The 19,642-nt window shown below is 60.9% G+C and carries 17 protein-coding genes and 1 pseudogene; 6 read left to right on the top strand and 12 right to left on the bottom strand.

The features are described from left to right. Positions 1-87: 87 nt before the first annotated feature. Positions 88-462, bottom strand: a complete 375-nt coding sequence (locus LRP30_RS23535) for an amino acid permease (RefSeq protein WP_249756451.1) — start codon at positions 460-462, stop codon at positions 88-90. Positions 463-944: 482 nt separating this feature from the next. Continuing rightward, positions 945-1,331, bottom strand: coding sequence for a hypothetical protein (locus LRP30_RS23540; protein WP_128941270.1), 387 nt, complete (start codon positions 1,329-1,331; stop codon positions 945-947). Positions 1,332-1,901: 570 nt separating this feature from the next. Between LRP30_RS23540 and LRP30_RS23545 the strand changes: the two genes are divergently transcribed. After that, a complete protein-coding gene (locus LRP30_RS23545; protein WP_249756452.1) occupies positions 1,902-2,042 on the top strand; it encodes a hypothetical protein in 141 nt (46 codons plus the stop codon). An 8-nt stretch (positions 2,043-2,050) separates the two neighbouring features. Here LRP30_RS23545 and LRP30_RS23550 read toward each other — a convergent pair whose 3' ends face one another. The 8 genes and pseudogenes from LRP30_RS23550 to LRP30_RS23585 all read right to left on the bottom strand — a co-directional run bounded on the left by LRP30_RS23550 (position 2,051) and on the right by LRP30_RS23585 (position 11,161). Further along, entirely contained in the window at positions 2,051-2,641 is a 591-nt protein-coding gene (locus LRP30_RS23550; RefSeq protein WP_249756453.1) for a Fe-Mn family superoxide dismutase, read from the bottom strand. Between the two features lie 407 nt (positions 2,642-3,048). Beyond that, complete coding sequence (locus LRP30_RS23555; protein ID WP_249756454.1) at positions 3,049-3,777, bottom strand: hypothetical protein; 729 nt, start codon at positions 3,775-3,777, stop codon at positions 3,049-3,051. Continuing rightward, positions 3,774-5,051 carry an ABC transporter permease subunit gene (locus LRP30_RS23560; RefSeq protein WP_249756455.1) on the bottom strand — a complete coding sequence of 426 codons (1,278 nt, stop codon included), beginning with the start codon at positions 5,049-5,051 and terminating at the stop codon, positions 3,774-3,776. The genes LRP30_RS23555 and LRP30_RS23560 overlap by 4 nt, the downstream gene beginning before the upstream one ends. Before the next feature lie 85 nt (positions 5,052-5,136). Further along, on the bottom strand, positions 5,137-5,883 hold the full coding sequence (locus LRP30_RS23565) for an ABC transporter ATP-binding protein (protein WP_164939116.1): 747 nt from the start codon (positions 5,881-5,883) through the stop codon (positions 5,137-5,139). 238 nt (positions 5,884-6,121) lie between these two features. Beyond that, a pseudogene (locus tag LRP30_RS23570) lies at positions 6,122-6,376 on the bottom strand (MFS transporter); the annotation flags it as partial. Positions 6,377-6,391: 15 nt separating this feature from the next. After that, positions 6,392-9,631: a CusA/CzcA family heavy metal efflux RND transporter gene (locus tag LRP30_RS23575; protein WP_249756456.1), complete on the bottom strand. Its 3,240-nt coding sequence runs from the start codon at positions 9,629-9,631 to the stop codon at positions 6,392-6,394. A gap of 3 nt (positions 9,632-9,634) precedes the next feature. Beyond that, positions 9,635-10,843: an efflux RND transporter periplasmic adaptor subunit gene (locus tag LRP30_RS23580; protein WP_249756457.1), complete on the bottom strand. Its 1,209-nt coding sequence runs from the start codon at positions 10,841-10,843 to the stop codon at positions 9,635-9,637. 36 nt (positions 10,844-10,879) lie between these two features. Continuing rightward, positions 10,880-11,161 (bottom strand): metal-sensing transcriptional repressor, encoded by a 282-nt coding sequence (locus LRP30_RS23585; RefSeq protein ID WP_091889643.1) that lies wholly within the window; start codon positions 11,159-11,161, stop codon positions 10,880-10,882. A 198-nt stretch (positions 11,162-11,359) separates the two neighbouring features. Here LRP30_RS23585 and LRP30_RS23590 point away from each other — a divergent pair, with 198 nt between their 5' ends. Continuing rightward, entirely contained in the window at positions 11,360-12,127 is a 768-nt protein-coding gene (locus LRP30_RS23590) for a sulfite exporter TauE/SafE family protein (protein ID WP_249756458.1), read from the top strand. 59 nt (positions 12,128-12,186) lie between these two features. Next, positions 12,187-13,245, top strand: a complete 1,059-nt coding sequence (locus tag LRP30_RS23595; protein ID WP_249756459.1) for a Cj0069 family protein — start codon at positions 12,187-12,189, stop codon at positions 13,243-13,245. Between the two features lie 8 nt (positions 13,246-13,253). Here the strand turns inward: LRP30_RS23595 and LRP30_RS23600 are convergent, their stop codons facing one another. Beyond that, complete coding sequence (locus tag LRP30_RS23600; RefSeq protein ID WP_249756460.1) at positions 13,254-13,442, bottom strand: hypothetical protein; 189 nt, start codon at positions 13,440-13,442, stop codon at positions 13,254-13,256. A 368-nt stretch (positions 13,443-13,810) separates the two neighbouring features. Here LRP30_RS23600 and LRP30_RS23605 point away from each other — a divergent pair, with 368 nt between their 5' ends. After that, complete coding sequence (locus LRP30_RS23605) at positions 13,811-16,213, top strand: family 16 glycoside hydrolase (protein WP_249756461.1); 2,403 nt, start codon at positions 13,811-13,813, stop codon at positions 16,211-16,213. A 161-nt stretch (positions 16,214-16,374) separates the two neighbouring features. Here LRP30_RS23605 and LRP30_RS23610 read toward each other — a convergent pair whose 3' ends face one another. Then, the gene (locus LRP30_RS23610; RefSeq protein WP_249756462.1) at positions 16,375-18,264 is read right to left on the bottom strand and encodes a cytochrome c/FTR1 family iron permease; all 1,890 of its coding nucleotides are present in this window, start codon (positions 18,262-18,264) and stop codon (positions 16,375-16,377) included. Between the two features lie 352 nt (positions 18,265-18,616). On the opposite strand from LRP30_RS23610, the gene LRP30_RS23615 reads away from it, so the two are divergent. Continuing rightward, positions 18,617-18,871, top strand: coding sequence for a hypothetical protein (locus tag LRP30_RS23615; protein WP_249761986.1), 255 nt, complete (start codon positions 18,617-18,619; stop codon positions 18,869-18,871). Next, positions 18,868-19,608, top strand: coding sequence for a hypothetical protein (locus LRP30_RS23620; RefSeq protein ID WP_249756463.1), 741 nt, complete (start codon positions 18,868-18,870; stop codon positions 19,606-19,608). The genes LRP30_RS23615 and LRP30_RS23620 overlap by 4 nt, the downstream gene beginning before the upstream one ends. Positions 19,609-19,642: the final 34 nt, after the last annotated feature.

Consider the following 19,642-nt stretch of genomic DNA (forward strand, 5'->3'; position numbering starts at 1 on the left):
GAACGCTCAGTAGATCGAGAGCACAGCGATGACCAAAGAGCAGAAGGCTGATCAGCACCCGCGACGTCAGCTGGATTCCAAACAGGTTCAGAATGGTGATGGCCACCACCCCAGGTAGGTGGCGAAGGCAAGCGCGATCACACTCATCGAGATGAGGTTCTTCCCGAGATACCCGCAGCCTGCGATGAAGCCAAGCGTAGGCTGGTGGACATCGCGCGCCCATGTGAAAGCGCCCCCTTCAGTCGGATTGTTCACACCCAATTGTGTGGCGCTGATACCGGTGGCAAGGGCAACGCTGCCACCGAGGAGTATGGCAATCGGGATGCCGCTCCCTGCGGCTGCCGTGGCAGCACCGATCGTGGCAAAGATACCGATGCCAACCATCATGCCGGCGGTGAAGAGGGTTGCCGTTATCGGCCCGAGCTCCCGTCTTAAGCTCTGTTGTTGTCCATTCTTCGCCATCCGAGCGCACTCACGGCTCAATGCGAGAGGTTGTGTTTGTCCGGGCGGCTGCCTACCGCTTCAATCCTTTGCGCTTGCCATTCGATTCGCACCTGTCGGTCAGATTGTCTCAGAGTGTAAAGACATGGCTGCCTGTTAGTTCCACTTTGCCTTACATTGATCGAGGTGCCCCCTTGCCCTTTGCAGAAACTGCTATTTCACCATCAACCACGCAGGTTGCAGCAGCGGATGGGCGATAAGCCCAACGACTGCAGTTGCCGCAATCAGCGCGGGATTGCTTACCTTCCAGCGGAAGAGCACCGCGAGAGATACGATGCCCCCCTGCACGTTGGCATTTCCACGATGCCGAGCGCAACCGGACCGCCGAAGCCAAGAAAGCCGAGACGCAGGAAGTAGAGTGTAAGCTTCGCCATACGGCCACGCTCGGGGATAGTGGTTGTTGTTATTTCAAATCCTTCGAAGAAATCGGCTATTGGTGACCACTACTTCGGATCGGAGATCGCCTGGACTATCCCGTCCGACGGCGAGCCAAGTCCTTTCGGCGTCAGGACGACGTTCTTTCCCGCCGCGGTCACCTCGAAACAGCCGCCGTCGGGTTCCGGAAGATCGATGCAAAGGTCATCCCCTTGAATGGTCCACTTGCCGCGCTTCTTGCTGCCCATCGAATAGCTTCGGAGGGTCCCGTCGTGTTCGTAGACATCACGATAATGGACCTCGTCGGTCACTTCCTTGCCCGACAATTTTGCTCGTATTTGCGCGCCAGATAATTTCTTGAGATTTTCCGCGGCAACAAATCCGGCATCTAGAGCAACGAGGCTCCCAATGCCGGCAAGTACCGCGATGAAGCTCCTTGTATGTAAGCTGCGCAACTTAAGCCTCGTTCACTTCTTGCAGGCCTTAAGGCACATTTGGTACTCGGTTTTGCAGGCCGGTCCGGCGTAGTTCTTCATGCACGCCTTTTGCTGCTCCGCGCATACCTTGCAGGATGTTTGAGCCTGCGCCGTCGCGTTCAGCGCAAAGAGACCAGCCAATATAGACAGTATAAGAGGCACATTTCGCATTCGATCTTCCTTTCCTGAGGGCACGATCACGTGGGCCAACCGTCTGGCCGATGGGATCGATCAGTTCTGCGACTTCTTGGTGCTGGCCGTCATGTCTAAGGCAGCTCGAAGGCCCTTTGCCAGCTTCAGAGCATCGCGAGTCCGCACTGTTCATTGCTTGGCTTGGTGCGCCATAACCCTTGCGTCGAATGTCTCCTCATCCTTGTTGACGCGCATCCTGATGTACGCCCCTGACATCCAGACTTCATTGCACAAGAGCGATGGGCTGCTTGGCATCGTCGTGCACAGCTTGTCATCTCGAATTTTCCAGGTCCCGGTCCAAGAACTTCCCGATTCTGAACCGACGAGAGCGCCATCCGGCCGGAGATGCATGGACCAATGGGCCCCATCCGTGATGTCCTGACCAACAACGCGAGCGCGGATTTGCTTTCCGTCCAGCATCTTGAACTGATCTTCGGCGCGAGCGTCAGCTATGAAAGCCAGCGCGGCCGAACAGAGAATCCACCGAACGCATCGTAGGCCGTGCCTCATTTCTGTATCCCGTCAAAAGCACGTTGCACGGCCGGCCAATTAATCGCCGCCATGAACACGTCCACGTAGTTCGCGGCCTTGGCGCCGTAGTCGATGTGGTACGAGTGTTCGTACATATCGAGCGCGAGTATCGGCGTGCCACCGGCCAGCGTGTGGCAGTGATCCGACGCCCACTGATTCACGAGCTTGCGGTCGCGGGGTGACCAAGTCAGCAGCACCCACCCGGAGCCACCGCCAAGTGCCTTGCCCATGGCAATGAATTCGGCCCGCCACCGGTCATACGAACCGAAGTCGCGAGCAAGGTCTTCCTTCAGATTTGCGCCCGGTTCGCTCTCATCGCCAAGACCATCAAAGAACACTTCATGCAGGATCATCGAGTTGGTCGCGATAAGCTGCTCGCGCTTCAACCCATTGATCAGGAAGCCCGGCGCGCTCGCGTAGTCGAGTTCAGCAAGCTTTTCGTCGATCAGATTCAGCCGTTTGACCGCGCCGCCATAGTTGTTCTCGTAGTGGCTGATAATCATCCGCTCCGACATCCCACGGATGCGGCTCGGGTCGCAGGACAACCGCTTCACGACATAGGTCATGGCAACCTCCCGACGCATGGCCTGGGTGGCATCCGGGCGCACAGAGTGCCAACCGGCGGCAGCGCGCTAGTAAGATCTGGGAATTTGTTGGATGTGATTGGGATAACGGCAGACATGATGCGCCCTTGGTGAAATCGGACGCGATTCTTGGGCATGTCGCCTCATGGGGAGATCGCTTCCCCATACCCAAGAAATAGAGCCGGCTGCGACAACTTGTCAATGCCGATAAACATTCATTTCGAAGCAGCGGAATCGCTCGCAGGGTAGCTGCGGACGCAACGCCTCAACGTCGCGCGGAGGGGTCGCACGCGAAACCAGCCTGCCCCGAACAGCGCGCCGCTGCCTGCCAGAATCCATTTCCTGTTCATCCATCTCCTTTTCTGACGAATCTCCCCGTTGTCATCCTTTCAGTTGCCGCCGGCAGCTACTGTGTAGTCCGCGAAATACATGTGGCTATCGGCCTTCGACCAGAGCCCGATCCGGCCCGAGACCGGTTGGGTCAGCGTGTGCTCCAGATAGAGCTTGCCATCGAGATAGCCTTCCACCTTCGTGCCTTTGACGCGGACCTTGAGGTCATGCCACTGCCGTGTCGCGGTCGGCGTATTGCGTACCCATTTGACGGAAGAGCGCTTGCCGTTCTCGAACTTCCACAGCACGATGTTATTCTCCAGACAGTTCGCGCGGACTGTCAGGTAGTCCCCGTTTGGCTTGAGATTGAATAGGATGCCGGCGCCCTGATCGATACGACCCGACAACCCTTCAAAGCGCACCGAAATCTCGCCATCGCTGAAATTTTCGATTTTTGGCGCGACCGCGTAGGGATAGTAGGCGTAGGCCTGCACGCGATCGAGAAACTCAGCGTAGCGTTCACCGTAGAGAGCCCGTGCCTTGTCGGCGATACCTGCCGAAGATTGCCCCTCCTTCCACTGCCGACCATCGACAGTGAGCACCTTCTTGCCGCCGTCCTGCTCGATCCTCCAGAAGCCCACCACTGGCACCAGCGACTTTGGTTCCCCACCGACGGTTTCATTCGAGAGGTCAATCTTGATTGGCTCCGCGGCTAAACAGGGCAATGCCGGCACCGCAAAGCCGATTGCCGCGAGGATGATCATTCCGAGTTTCTTGCAGGATCTCATGGCTTAACTCCTTGATGAACGAGAGAGCCTTTGTCTGGAGGGAGCCGGCGAATCCATCGCCACGCGAGCACGATCAGGAGCGGCAATCCGCCGAAGAACCACAGCAGCACCGCGTCTGCGCTGACGACCAGGGGATAACCGGGGTACTCTTCGCCGAGGCTAGGCGCCGGCGGCTGCGTGCCCGCGAGCGCATATAGTAGCGGCAGTATCTCCCGCGGACTGGTGGAACGGCTTACGTCGGTTAGATCACCGTAGACATATTCGATTTGGCCATAGGCGTCTGATGGATTGGCAACGCTCGACCGCTCGCTTGCGAGAACAACGGTGACGTCAGACATGGCGCGCTCGAGCTTCGCGAGAACGTTGCGTCGAAGATCGATATAGCGGGGGTCCTCGGCAGCGAGATTGACCTTGATGACCAAGGGCCGCCGAAGCGATGCGAGCAAACGTTCATCTGCAGACGAAAAGGAGTTGCGACGATCTTCGCTGAGATCCCCGGATGCCCTGATCTGCGCCGCGACGGTGAGCGCAACGGCAATCACAAGCACACAAGACACAGAGCGGATGACTTTCGTCCGCACCGATGTACCGGGAGGGAGCCAGACAACTGTCAGCGCAGCGAGCCCGCCAATGACGGCCGCTATGCCTAGCACGAGGCCGGCCGAAAGAAGCCCCTGCTCAAAGGGACGCAGCGTTTGGGTTAGCGACAATTGCAAAAGCCAGGCCGACAGACCAGAGCGGCCCGCGAGCGTGAAATCCAACACCCATGATCCTATCGTGACGGCGAGCGCGATGATGGCTGCAGTAGCCGAATTGTCGGCGATAACCGCGGCGAGCAGCCCAATGGCGCCGGCCAGAAGACCGTAGAGCAAATGACCCAATATAAGATTCAGCGTCTCGAGCGCAGCCAGATGGCCACCCAACATAGCCCACACGGCCAGCGCGGAAAGCGCAGGAATGCTAACCATGAACCAGGCTGCCAGTACGGCGCAGAATTTTGCGGCGATCAGCGTCGAGGGTCGGTACGGCAATTGGACCAGCAGGCGCAAAGCGCCACTTTCCTTCTCCTGGCCCAGCACGCGGATCGCCACGAAAGGGAACAGCAACGTCACAGCCACATAGAATGAGCCGAATGTCGGAACGAGGATTCCATCGAGGGGAGACAGGCTCCTCGCCAGGACTGGTGACTGGAGTGCCGCGGCGCTTGACTCGCTGTAGAGCGAGACTGCCTGGACGAAAGAGTATCCGACGAGCGGACAGACCAGCAGCAACATGGTCCAAAGTGCCCGCCCGGCCGTGACCTCGCGGAGTTCCTTTGCGAGCAGCGGAACGATCGGTGCGGTCGGCCGCAGGTATGCCTCACGTGAGTGCAAGGAAGATATCCTCCAGTGAGCCGTTCGGCAGTCCAGTCTGCGCACGCAATTGAGCAAGTCCTCCAGATCCGCGCACCTGCCCTGCCGAGAGTAGGATGAAACGGTCACAGACCCGTTCCGCGTCCGGCAATTGATGGATGGAGAGGATCAGCGTGCGTCCGCGCGCCGTCTGGTCACGCAATAGACCCATCACGTGGCGCGTTTGCCGCAGGTCAAATCCGTCAAATGGTTCGTCCATCAGTAACAGGTCATGCGGCGCGAGCAGTCCGATGGTCAACATCAGCCGTCGGGCATAGCCCTTTGACAGAGCGTGGACGCGCTTTCGAAGCACCGGCTGTAACCCGAGCGCTTCGATGGTCGACTTGATGTCTGCTTCTGACCGTCGAAAGACGCTGCCGACAAACCACACGACCTGCAGGGCCGATTGGTCCTGGTACGGACGGACGCCATCAGGCAGGTAGAACAGGACGTCGCGTCGACGGCCCACGTGCAGCGGCTCTCCGCGCCAAAAGACGTCGCCTGAATTCACCGGTAGAAGTCCGGCAACGGCTTCCAGCAACGTCGTCTTGCCGGCGCCATTTGGACCGATGATGCCGAGGATTTCGCCCGCGACAGCAGAGAACGTCACACCGTCGATCGCGGTGCCATCGCTTCCATAGCGCTTGGTCAGGTTTCTCACGCCCAGCAAAGGCGCTGAACGGTCTGGCGAAAACCCGTCGTTGACGGTTGACATGCAGCGTCCTTCTCAGAAATCCGGACGCGATGCTTGGGCATGTCGCCTCATGGGGAGATCGCCGCCCCCATAGCGGCGACCTTGCCAAAGCGGAATTGCTTGTCAATTAGGAACCAGCGGAAGCGGGGCTCGCCAACTTGCCGGTTTGTTCACTTCAGCTTGATCGGGTTCCCGCTCACAGCTCTCTGTAGCGGCAACATGCGGCCAATCACGTTTCGCTCTCACAGCCTGATTTCAGCGCGCGCGCAAGTTCCATCGCGATCAGGAACGGCCGGCGCGGCAGATGGCTTGCCAGGCTACCGGCGGTTGGCGCGATGCCGACACATATGATCTTGATTGCAAGTGCGGTGCCGAGCACGGCGCCCGCCTTATCACCGGCGATCTTGAACGCCAGGAAGCCGAGCGCGACGATCATCAAACCCGCGCCAATCAGGGCGATCACCTGAGCGGCAAACAGGTGGCGATAGGTCCGGTTGGCAAGGACTGAAAGCACGATAGGCCCTCTGGTCTATTCGGCTGCGCGTCGCGAGAGGAACTGATCGGATCTCTTCAACCGCAATGGCCGTCGCGCGAAATAGGCATAGAGAGCTGGTAAGACGACGAGGGTCAGCAGCGTCGCCGTGAGCAATCCACCGATCACCACGGTGGCCAGCGGCCGCTGCACCTCGGCACCCGTTCCCGTGGCGAGCGCCATGGGGACGAAGCCGAGCGAAGCGACCAAAGCAGTCATGATCACCGGTCGGAAGCGTATCAACGCCCCCTCTTCGATCGCGGACCGAAGTTCGGCGCCGTCCTCGACCAGTTTGCGGATCTGGCTCAACATCACGAGCCCGTTCAGGACGGCGACACCCGACAACGCGATGAAGCCAACCGCAGCCGAGATCGAGAACGGCATGCCACGGAGCCATAGCGTGACAATACCGCCGGTCAGAGCGAGCGGCACGGCGCTGAAGACCAGAAGCGCATCGCGCGCGGAACCCAAGGCGCCGAACAGCAACAGGAAGATGAGAAGGAAGCAGCCGGGCACCACGACCATCAGCCGCTGCCGCGCGACGGAGAAGTTCTCGAACTGTCCTCCCCAGGCCAGATAAGTCCCAGGGGGAAGCTTGACCTGTTCTGCGACCTTGGCCTGTGCTTCGGCGACGAGCGAACCGATGTCCCGGCCGCGAACCTCGGCCGTCGTCACCACCCGGCGCTTACCGTTTTCGCGGCTGATCTGGTTGGGCCCCTCGGTCTGCTCGAAGGATGCCAGTGTGCGCAGCGGAACGGAAGGGGCCGGCGTATTCGGATCGGCGTGCGGTAACGGCACTGGAAGCGCCTCCAGAGCGGTAATGTCGGAACGCAGCTTGTCGTCGAGCCGAACCACAATCTGGAAGCGGCGGTCGCCTTCGAAGACAAGCCCGGCCACTCGGCCTCCAATGGCCGTCTCGATCAAGTCCTGGATGGTTGCGAGGTTAAGGCCGCGGCGGGCGATTTCGGCCTTGTCGATGCGGATTTCAAGGAATGGAAGGCCAGTCGTTTCCTCGACCTTGACACTTTCGGCACCCTCGATGCGACGCAGCACATTGGCGATCTCCTGCGCGGTTCGCTGCATTTCGCTGAAATCGTCGCCGAACACCTTGACGGCAAGATCTTCCCGGACGCCCGCGATCAGCTCGTTGAACCGCATTTCGATGGGTTGGGAGAAGCCGACCTTGTTGCCCGGCAACTTGGTCGCTTCTGCCTCGATCTGCCGTATCAGCTCGTCCTTCGACAGCGACGGATCCGGCCATTCGCTCTGCGGCTTGACGATGATGTAGGTGTCGGAGGCGCTCGGGGGCATCGGATCCGCGGCGAGATCGGGCGTTCCTGTGCGCGAGAACACGAAGGAGACCTGCGGAAATTTGCTGATCGTCCGCTCGATCAGGAGCTGCATCGCTTGAGCCTGCGACAGCGCCGTGCTGGGCACGCGCTTGACCTCCATGACGATGTTCTTTTCGTCGAGCGTCGGCGTGAACTCTTGACCAAGTCGACCAAAGAGGATCACCGCACCGACGAAGAGAACCACCGCCGTGGCCATGATCGGCCGCGGCGACACCACTGCCTTCGCCAGGACTGGCGCATAGATTTGCTTAAGCCAATGGACAATTGCGTTTTCCTGTTCGCGCACCGGCTTGGTCATCGCGATCGCAATCGCCGCAGGCACGAAGGTCAGTGACAGAACGAAGGCCGCAACAAGCGCGATCATCACAGTCAACGCCATCGGCTCGAACGTCTTGCCTTCGACGCCAGTGAAGGTCAGTAGCGGCACATAGACCAGGATGATGATGAGCTGGCCGTAGACCGTGGGTCTGATCATCTCGATTGCCGATACCGTCACGGTGTTGAGGCGCTCGGCAGGCCTAAGGGTCCGGCCGAGCTCGCGCTGGCGTTCTGCCAGATGGCGCAGGCTGTTCTCCGTGATGATGACGGCACCATCGACGATCAGGCCGAAGTCGAGCGCGCCAAGGCTCATCAGGTTCGCGCTGAGCTTGGTCCCCAACATGCCTGTTACCGTCAACAGCATCGTGACTGGGATGACGCCAGCGGTAATCAGCGCCGCACGGAAATTGCCGAGCATCAGGAAGAGCACTGCGATCACCAGCAGAGCACCTTCGGCGAGGTTGGTTGCAACAGTCCGAATGGTGGCGTCAACCAACTGCGTGCGATTAAGCACGGTCCGCGCCTTGATGCCCGGCGGCAGCGTGCGGCTAATCTGCTTGATCTTGGCGTCGGCAGCGGCTGCCACCGTGCGGCTATTGCCGCCGATCAGCATAAGCGCTGTTCCGAGCACGACTTCTTGCCCATCGACGCTGGCACTGCCGGTCCGCAGCTCGCGCCCGATCTCGACATCGGCGAGGTCCTGGATGCGCACGGGAGTTCCTCCCCGCGTCGTCACGACAATCTGCCTGATGTCCTCGAGATTCTCGACCCGGCCGCTGGCGCGGACCACGACGCCCTCGCCGTTCTGCTCGATGAAGTTGGCGCCGCGGCTAACATTGTTGGCCTCGATCGCGGCAATCACCTGGCCGAACGATAGCCCATAGGCGTTCAGCCTGAGCGGATCGGGGTGCGCCTGAAACTGTTTAACGAACCCGCCGATCGCATCCGCTCCGGCCACGCCGGGCACTGTCTTCATTTGCGGGCGGATGATCCAGTCCTGCACCGTACGGAGATAGACGGTACGCTGAAAGTCATCCGTCAACCGCTCGCCTTCGGGCGTGAGATAGCTGCCATCGCTCTGCCACCCGGGCTTGCCGTCCTCGATTGGTCCCATCTCGCCCGGCTTGGCATACTCGACCGCCCACCAGTAGATCTCACCAAGGCCGGTGGAGATCGGCCCCATGCGAACGTCGACAGCGGGAGGAAGATTGCTTTTCGCTTCGTTCAGCCGTTCGGAAACCTGCTGACGCGCGAAGTAGATATCGGTGCGATCGGCGAATACGGCAGTGATCTGCGCAAAGCCGTTGCGCGAGAAGGATCGCGTCGATTCCAGGCCTGGCGTGCCCGCCAGCGCCGTCTCGAGCGCGACTGTTACCTGCTTTTCGATTTCAGTTGGCGTCAAGGCCGGGGCGGTCGCGTTGACCTGGACCTGCACGTTCGTGACGTCGGGGACGGCATCGATCGGCAGTTTCGTCATCGACCAGAAGCCGGCGCCGGCGGCAACCAGCGTCACCAGCACCACGAGCCAGCGCCGACGAACTGAGAAGTCGACAATCCAGGCGATCATTGCTCAGTCCTCGTCGCGGGGCTTCGAAAGCTCTGCCTTCAGCGAGAACGTGTTCGACACGGCGATGGTCTCACCAGCAGCAAGACCAGAGGCGATCTCAATGACCTCACCGTCGCGCTCGCCGGGCATCACGCCGCGCACTTCGAACCCATCCTTGCTGCGAATGAAGACCACCCTCCGTCCATTCACCGTCTGAAGTGCGCCGATCGGTACCACGACATCTGCCCGGTGATCATTCAGCGCAATCGCCGCAGTAACGAAGGACCCTGGCCGCCAGCGGCCGTCCGGATTGTCCAGCGCCGCGACGACGCGCGCGCTGCGGGTCTCCTTCTCAAGCAGCGGCGACACGAACACGATTTTGCCAAAAGCGGTTTCCGGCATTCCCCGCCCCGTGATCCGGACAGTTTGGCCCTCTTTCACCAATGGCAGGTCGCTGGACGAGACAGCCAGTTCGACCCATACGCGGCTCAGATCGACAATGACAAAGAGCTCGGTTTCAAGATTGTCGCGGCCGACTGCCGTTCCGAGCTCGACTCTGCGCGCGGCAACCCGGCCCGAGATCGGCGCGCGAACGTTTTGGCTCCGCAGCGAGATTTCTGGCGCCTGCGGCAGCCCCGCAATTTCATTTTCCTGCACGCCCAACGCCAGCAGCTTTTGGCGGGCGATGTCCAGGCGCATGGCGGTCTGCGCTGCCGCATTGCGGGAACGAATATATTGCAGCTCCGGCGCTGCGCGGCCTTCCCACAATAGCTTGTCTCGTCCTGCGAGATCTTGTTGCAGTTCGTTCGCAAGTCGAGCGGCCAGATATTCGCTCTTGGCGTCCGCAACTTCGCGGCTCTCAAGCGAAGCCAGAATTTCGCCCTGTGCGACGATATCGCCAATGTTCTTGCGAAGCTCGGCAACGGTGCCGGACAGCTTCACCGAGACGTGCGCAACCCGGTCCGCGTCTGGAGCAACGGTTCCGGGCACCAAAAGTCGCCTGGCGATGCTGCCCGGTCCCACCCGCACCTGCTCGATTTTGGCGAGAGCAATTCGCTCGTCGTCCATCCGGACGACAGGCTGACGTTCGGCCTCGGGTGTTTTGGCCTCCTGCCGCGGCTGCTCGGCGGCAACTCCCACGGCTTTCCGCAGGGCCGGCATGCCTGGTGCCCAAAGGGCAGATGCGACGCCCGCTGCGAACACCGCGACCAGGATAAACGGTCGGAAGGACATACGTTTCTCTTCAATACCGGCGCGGCGCGCCGCCGCTCAGAGGTAACGCGAGATCGCCTTGAATTCGGCGAGCACGGTCTTCGTGGATTTCGACGAGCCGCCGTTCGCTGCCGCGTCGAGGCAATTGTCCACGTGATCGTGGATGAGCGCCCTCTTCGCCTCGCCGATGGCCTTCTCAACCGCATGAAGCTGCTGAGCGAGATCGAGACAGCCGCGCCCCTCGCCGAACATCTCGATGACCCTGTGGAGGTGCCCCTCGGCGCGCTTCAGCCGCTTGACGATCTCCGGATGACTTTCGTGAACGTGTTCTTTCGCCATGCACATATCCTATCCCCCCTGAGGGGATATGTCGAGCGTTGCTCTTTGATGCCATCTTGTAGGCAGATCAACTAATCGACCCTTCGGGGACAAAAGGTCGCTCACCGCGCACATTGAAAACGTCAATTGAGCTTTCTCGGCGTTCGGACTAGTGTGCCTCTGGGGATGTAGCAGCCTCCCCGTCAAGTGGGTCATCCCATGCAAGAGCTGTTCGCTTTGTTTTGGAGCGAACACATGGATGGGATGTCTTTTGAACTTCCGCTTTTCATCGTTGCGACCTTCGCCGGTGCGCTCGTTGCCGGCCTTTCCGGGTTTGCATTTGGCCTGATCGCCGCCTCGATCTGGCTCTACATCCTTACTCCCGTGCAAACCGCCAGCTTGATCATCGCCTTTGGGCTGATCGTGCAGGGATACTCCGTATGGAAATTACGTGGTGCTCTGGACTGGAGACGGCTCTGGCCGTTCATCCTTGGTGCAGCACCCGGCGTGCCGGTTGGGGTAACAATGTTGACCTGGGGCGATCCTGGCCACGTCCGCGCGGGTGTCGGCGTGTTTCTCGTTCTCTATAGCCTTTATGCCCTGTTTCGTCCTGCGATCGAGCCCTTGAAATCGCCGGGCACCGCAGTCGATGCCGTTGTCGGATTCCTCAACGGGGCGCTGGGCGGCATCACTGGGCTCGCCGGAATCCTCGTCACGATCTGGTGCGGACTGCGCGGGTGGCCCAAGGATGTGCAGCGTGCGGTGTTTCAACCCGTTGCGGTGGCGACGTTCCTACTGAGTGCGCTTTGGATCGGCGCCAAAGGTGCGTTGAGCGCGGAGACGATCAAGCTCTTTCTAATCGGATTGCCGGCCCTGTTCGCCGGCACTTGGCTTGGTCTCAAGTTGTTCGGCCGTGTCAGCGAGGCCGCGTTCCGCAAGATTGTATTGATGCTGCTGTTGGCTTCGGGCGCGGTCCTAGTCGTCTAGCGTTACGACAGATCCGCCCGCACCTTCTGTGCATAACCAACACTGAAGCCGATGGATCAATGAATCAGGAGACGTTTTCCATGCTTGAACCCACAGCTCGCCTTGGCCGCATCGCCATCCTGTGGCGCGGAGATGAAGCGGCGCGCCGCAGTGCCTCGCCAGAGACCAGCCGGTTCAGTGCCGTATTCGCGGCGCTCGCCGATGTCGGCGTTGATGCGGAACCGGTGGTCTATGAGGACGATGTCCTCGACGCCCTCCGAACACAGCTCGCCACGTTCGATGGCGTGCTCGTCTGGGTCAATCCGATACACGAGGGGCGCAACCGCGCCAATCTTGACGCGCTGCTGCGCGAGGTCGCGGCGCGCGGCGTCTGGGTGAGCGCCCATCCCGATGTCATCCTCAAAATGGGCACCAAAGAGGTGCTCCATCGCACCCGCATTATGAGCTGGGGCTGTGACACGGCCCTCTATCGAACGCTCGAGCAGATGAGTGTGGAATTGCCCTTGCGACTCGCCGCAGGTCCGCGCGTGATCAAGCGCAACCGCGGTAATGGCGGCCAGGGTGTCTGGAAAGTCGAGGCGCTGGCAAGTCCACCCGACGGGCTGATGGTACGCGTGCTTGATGCCACCAAGGAAGGATCGGAGGACATCGCATTGGACGAGTTTCTTAAGCGCTGCATCGAGTATTTCGAAGACGGTTCTGTGATCGATCAGCCGTTCCAGCCACGCCTGAGCGAAGGGGTGGTCCGCTGTTATATGGCAGGCGATCGCTGCGCCGGCTTCGGCTATCATAAGGTCAAGGCCCTGGTTGACGAACCGATCGCGCGCGCGAAAGCCGGACCGCGGCTCTATGCCAGCAAGGCCGACCCGCGCTTCCAGCGCCTGCGCCGGCTGATGGAAGACGAGTGGACGCCGCAGCTGATGTCCTTGCTGGACATTCCGAGAAGCGATCTCCCGATGATTTGGGACGCCGACTTCATGCTCGGCCCGCCTTGTTCCGACGGGAGCGACAGTTACGTGCTCGGCGAGATCAACGTCAGTTCAGTCTTCCCGATCCCGGATGACGCGCCGGCAGAGATCGCCCGCCGCGTCGCGGATAGACTGCAGGCGAAGCTCTGAAGAGCCGACTATTTATAGTTTGTGAAGCTGACCACATCGCGCTGCTCGGCTCCGGCGTGCAGCCAGCGCAGGCGCTGAGTGTCTCTTTCGCTCGCGCTGACGATGCGATCGAGCGGCAACGCATTTCGGTCTGGCTCTTGGTTGACCGGCGGCTCACTCACAAGGCCGCTATGCGCCCAAGCGGCCTTCCCGGCCAAGTCGCAGTTTCACCCGCAGGCGACTGGCAGCATTTCTGTCGTTCTGGCGCTTAGGTCTGCTTCTGTGGAGCAGCTCACTGCAACCGCCGCGAAGTCTATCAGCCCTGCGAGATCACCCGCGGGGTCACGGAGCTGAAATCGCACTCATGTGTGAACCGGCTCACCAATCGTGCCGGCAATTTGTCGTATCATTTCTCCAAGATCGCGCTCCAAGCGTGTGGCAGGTCTTTCGTCGCGCGTCTCGCTTGACCCCTGAGGCGCCTCCTCTGCCTTGCTGCGGAGGCGCGGCCTAACGATCGAAAGCGACACGGCCGGACCAAACCGTCTCGCGCACCGCGGCGATCTCAACGCTTCGAAAGGAACTCTCCATGCTCACCTTTCTGCGGCAAGACGCTTCCATTCCGGTCGATATTCAAGACACCGAGTTCACGCGGGATCTGCTCGGCCGATACGTGTGCAGCACCTATGACGAAGCAGCGAATAACGGCGGCAAGCCGTTTGATGTAGTTGTCATCGGCGCAGGCATGTTCGGCGCCTATGTCGCCGACAAGATCTATCGCGGCAGCGCCGACCAGAACCTCCGGGTGCTCCTGCTCGACGCGGGAGGCTATTTTGCTTCAACGCACGTGCAGAACATGCCGCATCTCGGGCTGAATGCGCCGGATACCGCGCTGGTCACGCGTAACGATCAAGATCCGGGTGGGCGCAATGGCGTCTGGGGCATTCCTTGGCACAGCAACGAGCCATTCACCGGGCTAGCCTACTGCCCAGGAGGCCGATCGCTGTTCTGGGGAGGCTGGTCGCCGCGGCTCACGCCGGCTGATCTGGCTGCGTGGCCCAAAGGCGCGCGCGATTTTCTGACAGCGAACTACCCGGACGTCGAGTTCGAAATTGGCGTTCAGGACAAGGCGGACTACCTCTCGGGTCCGCTCAATGCGGCGGTCAATGCAGCGCTCCAAAGCGTGGCGAGCGGCGCGAACATTCCCAATGTGACCGTCGATGTCGTCGAAGAGGCCCCGATCGCGGTGCAGGCAGGCTCACCGGGGCCCAGCCTCTTTTCCTTCGACAAATTCAGCAGCGGACCCATGCTGCTGGAGAGCATCCGCGACGATATCGCGAAACGTTGGACGTTGAACGATAATTCGCGGCGGCGATTCTTCCTCGTTCCGCGGTGCCACGTGATCCGGCTAAAGAACAGCGGGGGCAAGGTCACGGGCATCGATCTCACCTACAATGGTCAGTTTCGATCGCTCTCCGTTCCGACAAACCTCAGTCCCGATTGCCAGGTCATTCTGGCGGCGGGGACGATCGAGTCGACACGGCTGGCGATCGAGTCGTTCCCGATCAATCGTGGTGCGTACAGCATGGGCGCCAACTTTATGGCGCATCTGCGCACGAATCTGACCGTGCGCGTCAAGCGCAGCGCGCTCGGGCTCGGAGCGGTCACCACACTTGAGCAGGGCGGAGCCATCGTGCGCGGCGAGATCACGAATCCGGACGGCAGCAAACGCCGCTATCATTTCCAGGTGCTCGCATCGGCAGAGAAAGGACAGAACCCGGAAGCAACGATGTGGACTATGGTGCCCGACATCGACCTGTTGCGGAACCTGCTTTCGAACGAGGACCCGGATTGGGTGGCGATCGTTTTTCGCGGTCTCGGTGAAATGGACGGCGACAAGAGCGCAGGCCCGGGCGGCGTCACGAGCTTCGTGAACCTCACCAATGCGGCCGATCCGCTTCAAAACGACGGCATGAGCGCGCGCGCGTGGGTCAATTTCACGCCGACCCCAAACGACTACGCGGCCTGGAGCAAACTCGCCAGCGCGGCGGTCAGCCTGGCCGGACGCCTCGGCAAGAACGCCGGCGACGTTCAGTACCTGTACAATGGCGGCTGGCAAAGCACCCCGCCCGCCGATCCGTATGGTGCCACCAAGGACCAGTTGGGCAATACGCATCACGAAGCGGGCACGTTGTGGATGGGCGAGGATCCGGCCACATCGATTACCGACTCCAACGGACGATTCCATCACATCTCCAACGCCTATGTTGCTGGCCCTGCTGTGTTCCCCACCGTCGGCTCGGCGAATCCGTCTTTGACCGGCCTTACGCTCGCGCGTCGGACGAGCGCCGCCGTCGTTGCGGCATCGACGCCGACGCCTTTGGCGCGTTTCAAGCCGCTCTACGCAGGAAGCTTGGCAGACTGGCAGATGTCGGGATCCGGAAGCTTCCTGCAGGTGTTCGACATTCTCGAGTCCGTCGGCGGGCCCGGATTGCTCTGGTACACGCGCGAGAGCTTCTCCGACTTCGTGCTCGAGCTGGAATGGCAATACGCCAACCGCACGGACAACTCCGGCGTTTTCATCCGCGTGCCCAACCTGAACAGTTCGAATCCGAACGATTGGACGGCCGCAATCGACCAAAGCTACGAGATCCAAATCGATCCCCGTGGATACAACTCCGAAAAGAATATGGAGAACGATCCGCTGCGAAGCACGGGCGCCATTTACAACATCAGTGCCGCGACCCGCAGCGATGTTGCGAAAGGCCCGTGGCAATGGAACAGGTTCCTGATTGAGGCGGTCGGAAACCGCATCAAAGTGACGCTTAACGATGTGCTCGTGAACGACTTCACGGATCCCACGTCCCGGTCTCTTCGCGGCCACATCGCGCTACAAAACCATCACGATGGATCGAAGGTGCAATTCCGCAACATCCGCATCAAGACGGTGTTGCCGGGAGTCACCGAGCTGCCTGTCCCAAGGGTCGCCTAGTCTTCGCCGTTCTGCACAAGATGGGGCGCTCCGCCGGAGCGCCCTTGGCAGTTGCGCGATCTGCGTCGGAGGGCGGTCGCATTTGCTGTGATTTCAACGGCTTATCGAAATGGGCAAAACCGACTTCGTCATCCTGGTCACTGCCACCGCCAGGCCTCATCCTATGCGACCTTTCGACGATTGAGGCCGAAGCCTATCGCCAGAGCCGCAATCATGAGTAGCTGGGCCGCGACCGTTTGCGTGGTTGGGAACAGACCAACCAACGAGATGCGTGGCACCAAGCGTAACGGCGCGATGCTAACGATGCCGGCCTCTTGCAGGGCTGCGATGCCCTTGCCAGCCAGCACGACCGTCAGAACCGCCATGAGCCACGAACTGTAGGTGAAGAACTTGCCGATTGGCAGCCGGCGACTATAGCGCAGCATCGCCCACGCGATAAGCGCCAGCGCCGCGCACGCGCTCAGCGCGCCTGCGAGTATCACGCCGCCGTTTCCCTGGGTCCATAGCGCCGCGTAGAAGAGGATCGTCTCGAATACCTCGCGGTAAACCACGATGAAAGCGAGCCCGAACAGAAACCAGGCCGAACCACCGGACAACGCCTTTGCCATCCTTTCGCGAATGTAGCGCTGCCATTGATCGGCTTGTGCCTTGCCGTGCATCCAGATGCCAACCGATAGCAGAACGACGGCGGCGATTACCGACCCGAATCCCTCCGTCAGCTCCCGGCTCGCGCCGCTGATTCCGATCACCCAGGTCGCAACGACCCAGGTCAAGAAGCCGGCGACGAGCGCGCCTACCCAACCCGCATGGACGTAGGGCATGACCTCCATCCGCTCGGCCTTGCGGAGGAAGGCGATCATCGCAACGACGATCAGCAGCGCTTCCAGTCCTTCGCGCAGCAGGATCGTTGCCGCTCCGAGAAACGTTGAGAGGCCGCTTGCCGCATTGGGGGAAAGCGACGCCTCTGCACCATCGAAAAGATCGTCGAGGACCTGTACGCGATCGGCGAGCGCATCGGCATTTTCTCCGCTCTGGATGGCGGCACGGTACTCGCCCATCGCGCCCTCGATCCGCTCCAGAAGCGCACGATTGCGCGCCCCCAGCGCCGGTTCGACCGGCTCAAACCCATCGAGATAGGCAGACAAAGCCAGCTCGCTCGCATGCTGGCGGTCCCCCGCACGATAGGCGGCAAGGCTTTCGGTCAAGCGGCCGCGCACCAGCGACAGGGATCCGGTCTGCTGCTGCGTGACCGTTTCTGGATGGCGACGCAAATAGGCCATGAGAGCGTCGGCCTTGTCCTGTCCGATCTTGCTCGCGAGCGCTGCGGGCGTCGTCCCGACGAGCGTCTTCAGATCGGGAACGAGCCTATGAAGCGAGGCGTCCTGCTTCCACAGCCGCTCGCCTTCGGCCGCAGCGGCATCGACGAAGGCGAAATGACTGGCGTAGAGGGCCAGCGCCCAACGGTCATCGGTCGGAAGGCCGTCGAAGCTCGGCATCGCCGTACCATCAAGTCCCTGGGTGATCACCTGATAGAGGGCGAACACGCTGCGCTGGCGAGCACGCTCGGCGTCCGTGAACGCTATGGGCGGCGTATCAAGCTTGACGGCATCTGGTCCATGGCCGTCGCCCGCGTCTCCATGGCAGGCGGCGCAGTTCTGACCGAACAACGCTGCGCCGCGTGCGAAGTCCGGAACCTTGTTCGGCGCCAGCGGCACGGGGTAGGTCGCCAGCAACGCAGCCGCCAGGCCATGCGCTATAGCCGCTACTTGCTCGGCGTCAGACTTGTCTGCGATGGCGCGCTGCAGGCGGGCGGCTTCCGTCGCAAGCGCTTGCCGTTCCGGCTTAGGTGGGAGTGCAGCGATCTTTGCGGCAACGGTCGCCGCGAACTCATTCTGCTCGGCATATTCGGAAGGGCTTAAGACCGAGCCATGTGATGCGGCGCCGGCGTAATCCACCGCAATGTAATCCAACAGTCGCCACGTGGTTTCGACATCGCTCGTCTCGGCCCTCGCTGCGCCGCAGAATACCAGAGCGACCAGCGTGGCAAGCACTGCGAGACGCGGCGGTAAAGATAGCATGCTCACCGGGATGCCAAATTGAAGGTTGGGTCCGAGGACGGTCGTACCGCCGGTTTCGGATCGGTGCAATTTGAGACGTTCTAATTCAGCTCCAGGTCAACTTCTTTTGAGGCATGTGCGCCGGCCTTCTCGCCGCGGTAAGCGCTCCCGCTAACCGCGCCGGGCGAGTAGCGGCGACGACAGCAAGCGTCGCCTTTGCGCCATCGGCTCCGCCCTTCTCCGGCGCGCCAGCAATTAACGCGATACGGCGTCCGAAAGACTGCTTAAGTTTCGGAGTTCGTGAGATCGTGCTTCGGCGCAAGGCCCACCCTACGTGGAGAAGGCCATGAGATTTGCGGTCGCTTCATTGTTGCTGGCAATTGCGCTCGGATTGGGTGCGGCCGTGGGAATTATGCCTGCTGCTGCCCAGACCTTCACTGAATTCATGCTGCCTCCCGTCAGCCGTCCGTCCGCAATCACCACTGGACCAGACGGTGCGCTCTGGTTCACCGAGGCAGCGGGCAAGATCGGGCGAATGACCATCGATGGCAAATCACCGAATTCCCGATCAAGGGCGGCGGCGTTTTGCATTCCATCATGACGGGGCCTGACGGCGCGCTGTGGTTCACCGAGTTCACGGCGAAGAAGATCGGGCGCATTCCGACGACCGCCACCGTCGAAAACCTAAAGCTGACCGAATTCGCAATCCCTGGATCGACGGGACCACTTGGCATCACGACCGGGCCAGATGGCGCCTTGTGGTTCACCGAAGCGGTTGGAGATAAAATCGGGCGGATCACGACGACCGGCGAGGTCACCGAATTCAGGATTCCCACCGCCAGCAGCGGCGCGATCGCAACTGGGCCCGACGGCGCGCTGTGGTTCACATATTTTCGCGGCAAAGTCGGGCGGATGACTACAACGGGCGCGGTCACCGAGCTCACGATCTCCCCAGAGAATAGTAGCCCCGGGGGTATTACGAGCGGGCCAGATGGCGCACTGTGGTTCACCGAGTCGGTTAGTGGCAAAATCGTGCGAATGACCACCGATGGCGAGATGACCGAATTCGCCCTTCCTAATCCTGATGCCCAGCCATGGGGCATCGCGACGGGGCCAGATGGTGCCTTGTGGTTTACCGAAGCCAGTTGCGTTCGCCAGCAAGCTTCGCGCTGCATCGTTGGCAACAGAATCGGTCGGATCACGACCAGCGGTTCAGTCACCGAGTTCGCGATTACTTCGGACGGTAGCGAAACCCACAGCATCACGACCGGGCCGGATGGCGCGCTGTGGTTCACTGAGTATTATGGGAGCAGAATCGGACGCTTGGTGCTTCCTTGATCGTCCAACGGTTCTTGCGATTGCACGATCGGCG

Source organism: Bradyrhizobium sp. C-145 (assembly GCF_023375135.1).
GTDB lineage: Bacteria > Pseudomonadota > Alphaproteobacteria > Rhizobiales > Xanthobacteraceae > Bradyrhizobium > Bradyrhizobium zhanjiangense.

What these genes read in the sequence shown, in the direction of transcription:
- LRP30_RS23595 (WP_249756459.1), top strand. Translation starts at nt 12,187, where the DNA reads ATGAATCAGGAGACGTTTTCCATGCTTGAACCCACAGCTCGCCTTGGC.
- LRP30_RS23585 (WP_091889643.1), bottom strand. Translation starts at nt 11,161, where the DNA reads ATGGCGAAAGAACACGTTCACGAAAGTCATCCGGAGATCGTCAAGCGG.
- LRP30_RS23615 (WP_249761986.1), top strand. Translation starts at nt 18,617, where the DNA reads ATGAGATTTGCGGTCGCTTCATTGTTGCTGGCAATTGCGCTCGGATTG.
- LRP30_RS23565 (WP_164939116.1), bottom strand. Translation starts at nt 5,883, where the DNA reads ATGTCAACCGTCAACGACGGGTTTTCGCCAGACCGTTCAGCGCCTTTG.
- LRP30_RS23545 (WP_249756452.1), top strand. Translation starts at nt 1,902, where the DNA reads ATGGGCCCCATCCGTGATGTCCTGACCAACAACGCGAGCGCGGATTTG.
- LRP30_RS23555 (WP_249756454.1), bottom strand. Translation starts at nt 3,777, where the DNA reads ATGAGATCCTGCAAGAAACTCGGAATGATCATCCTCGCGGCAATCGGC.
- LRP30_RS23620 (WP_249756463.1), top strand. Translation starts at nt 18,868, where the DNA reads ATGACGGGGCCTGACGGCGCGCTGTGGTTCACCGAGTTCACGGCGAAG.
- LRP30_RS23580 (WP_249756457.1), bottom strand. Translation starts at nt 10,843, where the DNA reads ATGTCCTTCCGACCGTTTATCCTGGTCGCGGTGTTCGCAGCGGGCGTC.
- LRP30_RS23590 (WP_249756458.1), top strand. Translation starts at nt 11,360, where the DNA reads ATGCAAGAGCTGTTCGCTTTGTTTTGGAGCGAACACATGGATGGGATG.
- LRP30_RS23575 (WP_249756456.1), bottom strand. Translation starts at nt 9,631, where the DNA reads ATGATCGCCTGGATTGTCGACTTCTCAGTTCGTCGGCGCTGGCTCGTG.
- LRP30_RS23550 (WP_249756453.1), bottom strand. Translation starts at nt 2,641, where the DNA reads ATGACCTATGTCGTGAAGCGGTTGTCCTGCGACCCGAGCCGCATCCGT.
- LRP30_RS23560 (WP_249756455.1), bottom strand. Translation starts at nt 5,051, where the DNA reads ATGTTGCTGCTGGTCTGTCCGCTCGTCGGATACTCTTTCGTCCAGGCA.
- LRP30_RS23535 (WP_249756451.1), bottom strand. Translation starts at nt 462, where the DNA reads ATGGCGAAGAATGGACAACAACAGAGCTTAAGACGGGAGCTCGGGCCG.
- LRP30_RS23605 (WP_249756461.1), top strand. Translation starts at nt 13,811, where the DNA reads ATGCTCACCTTTCTGCGGCAAGACGCTTCCATTCCGGTCGATATTCAA.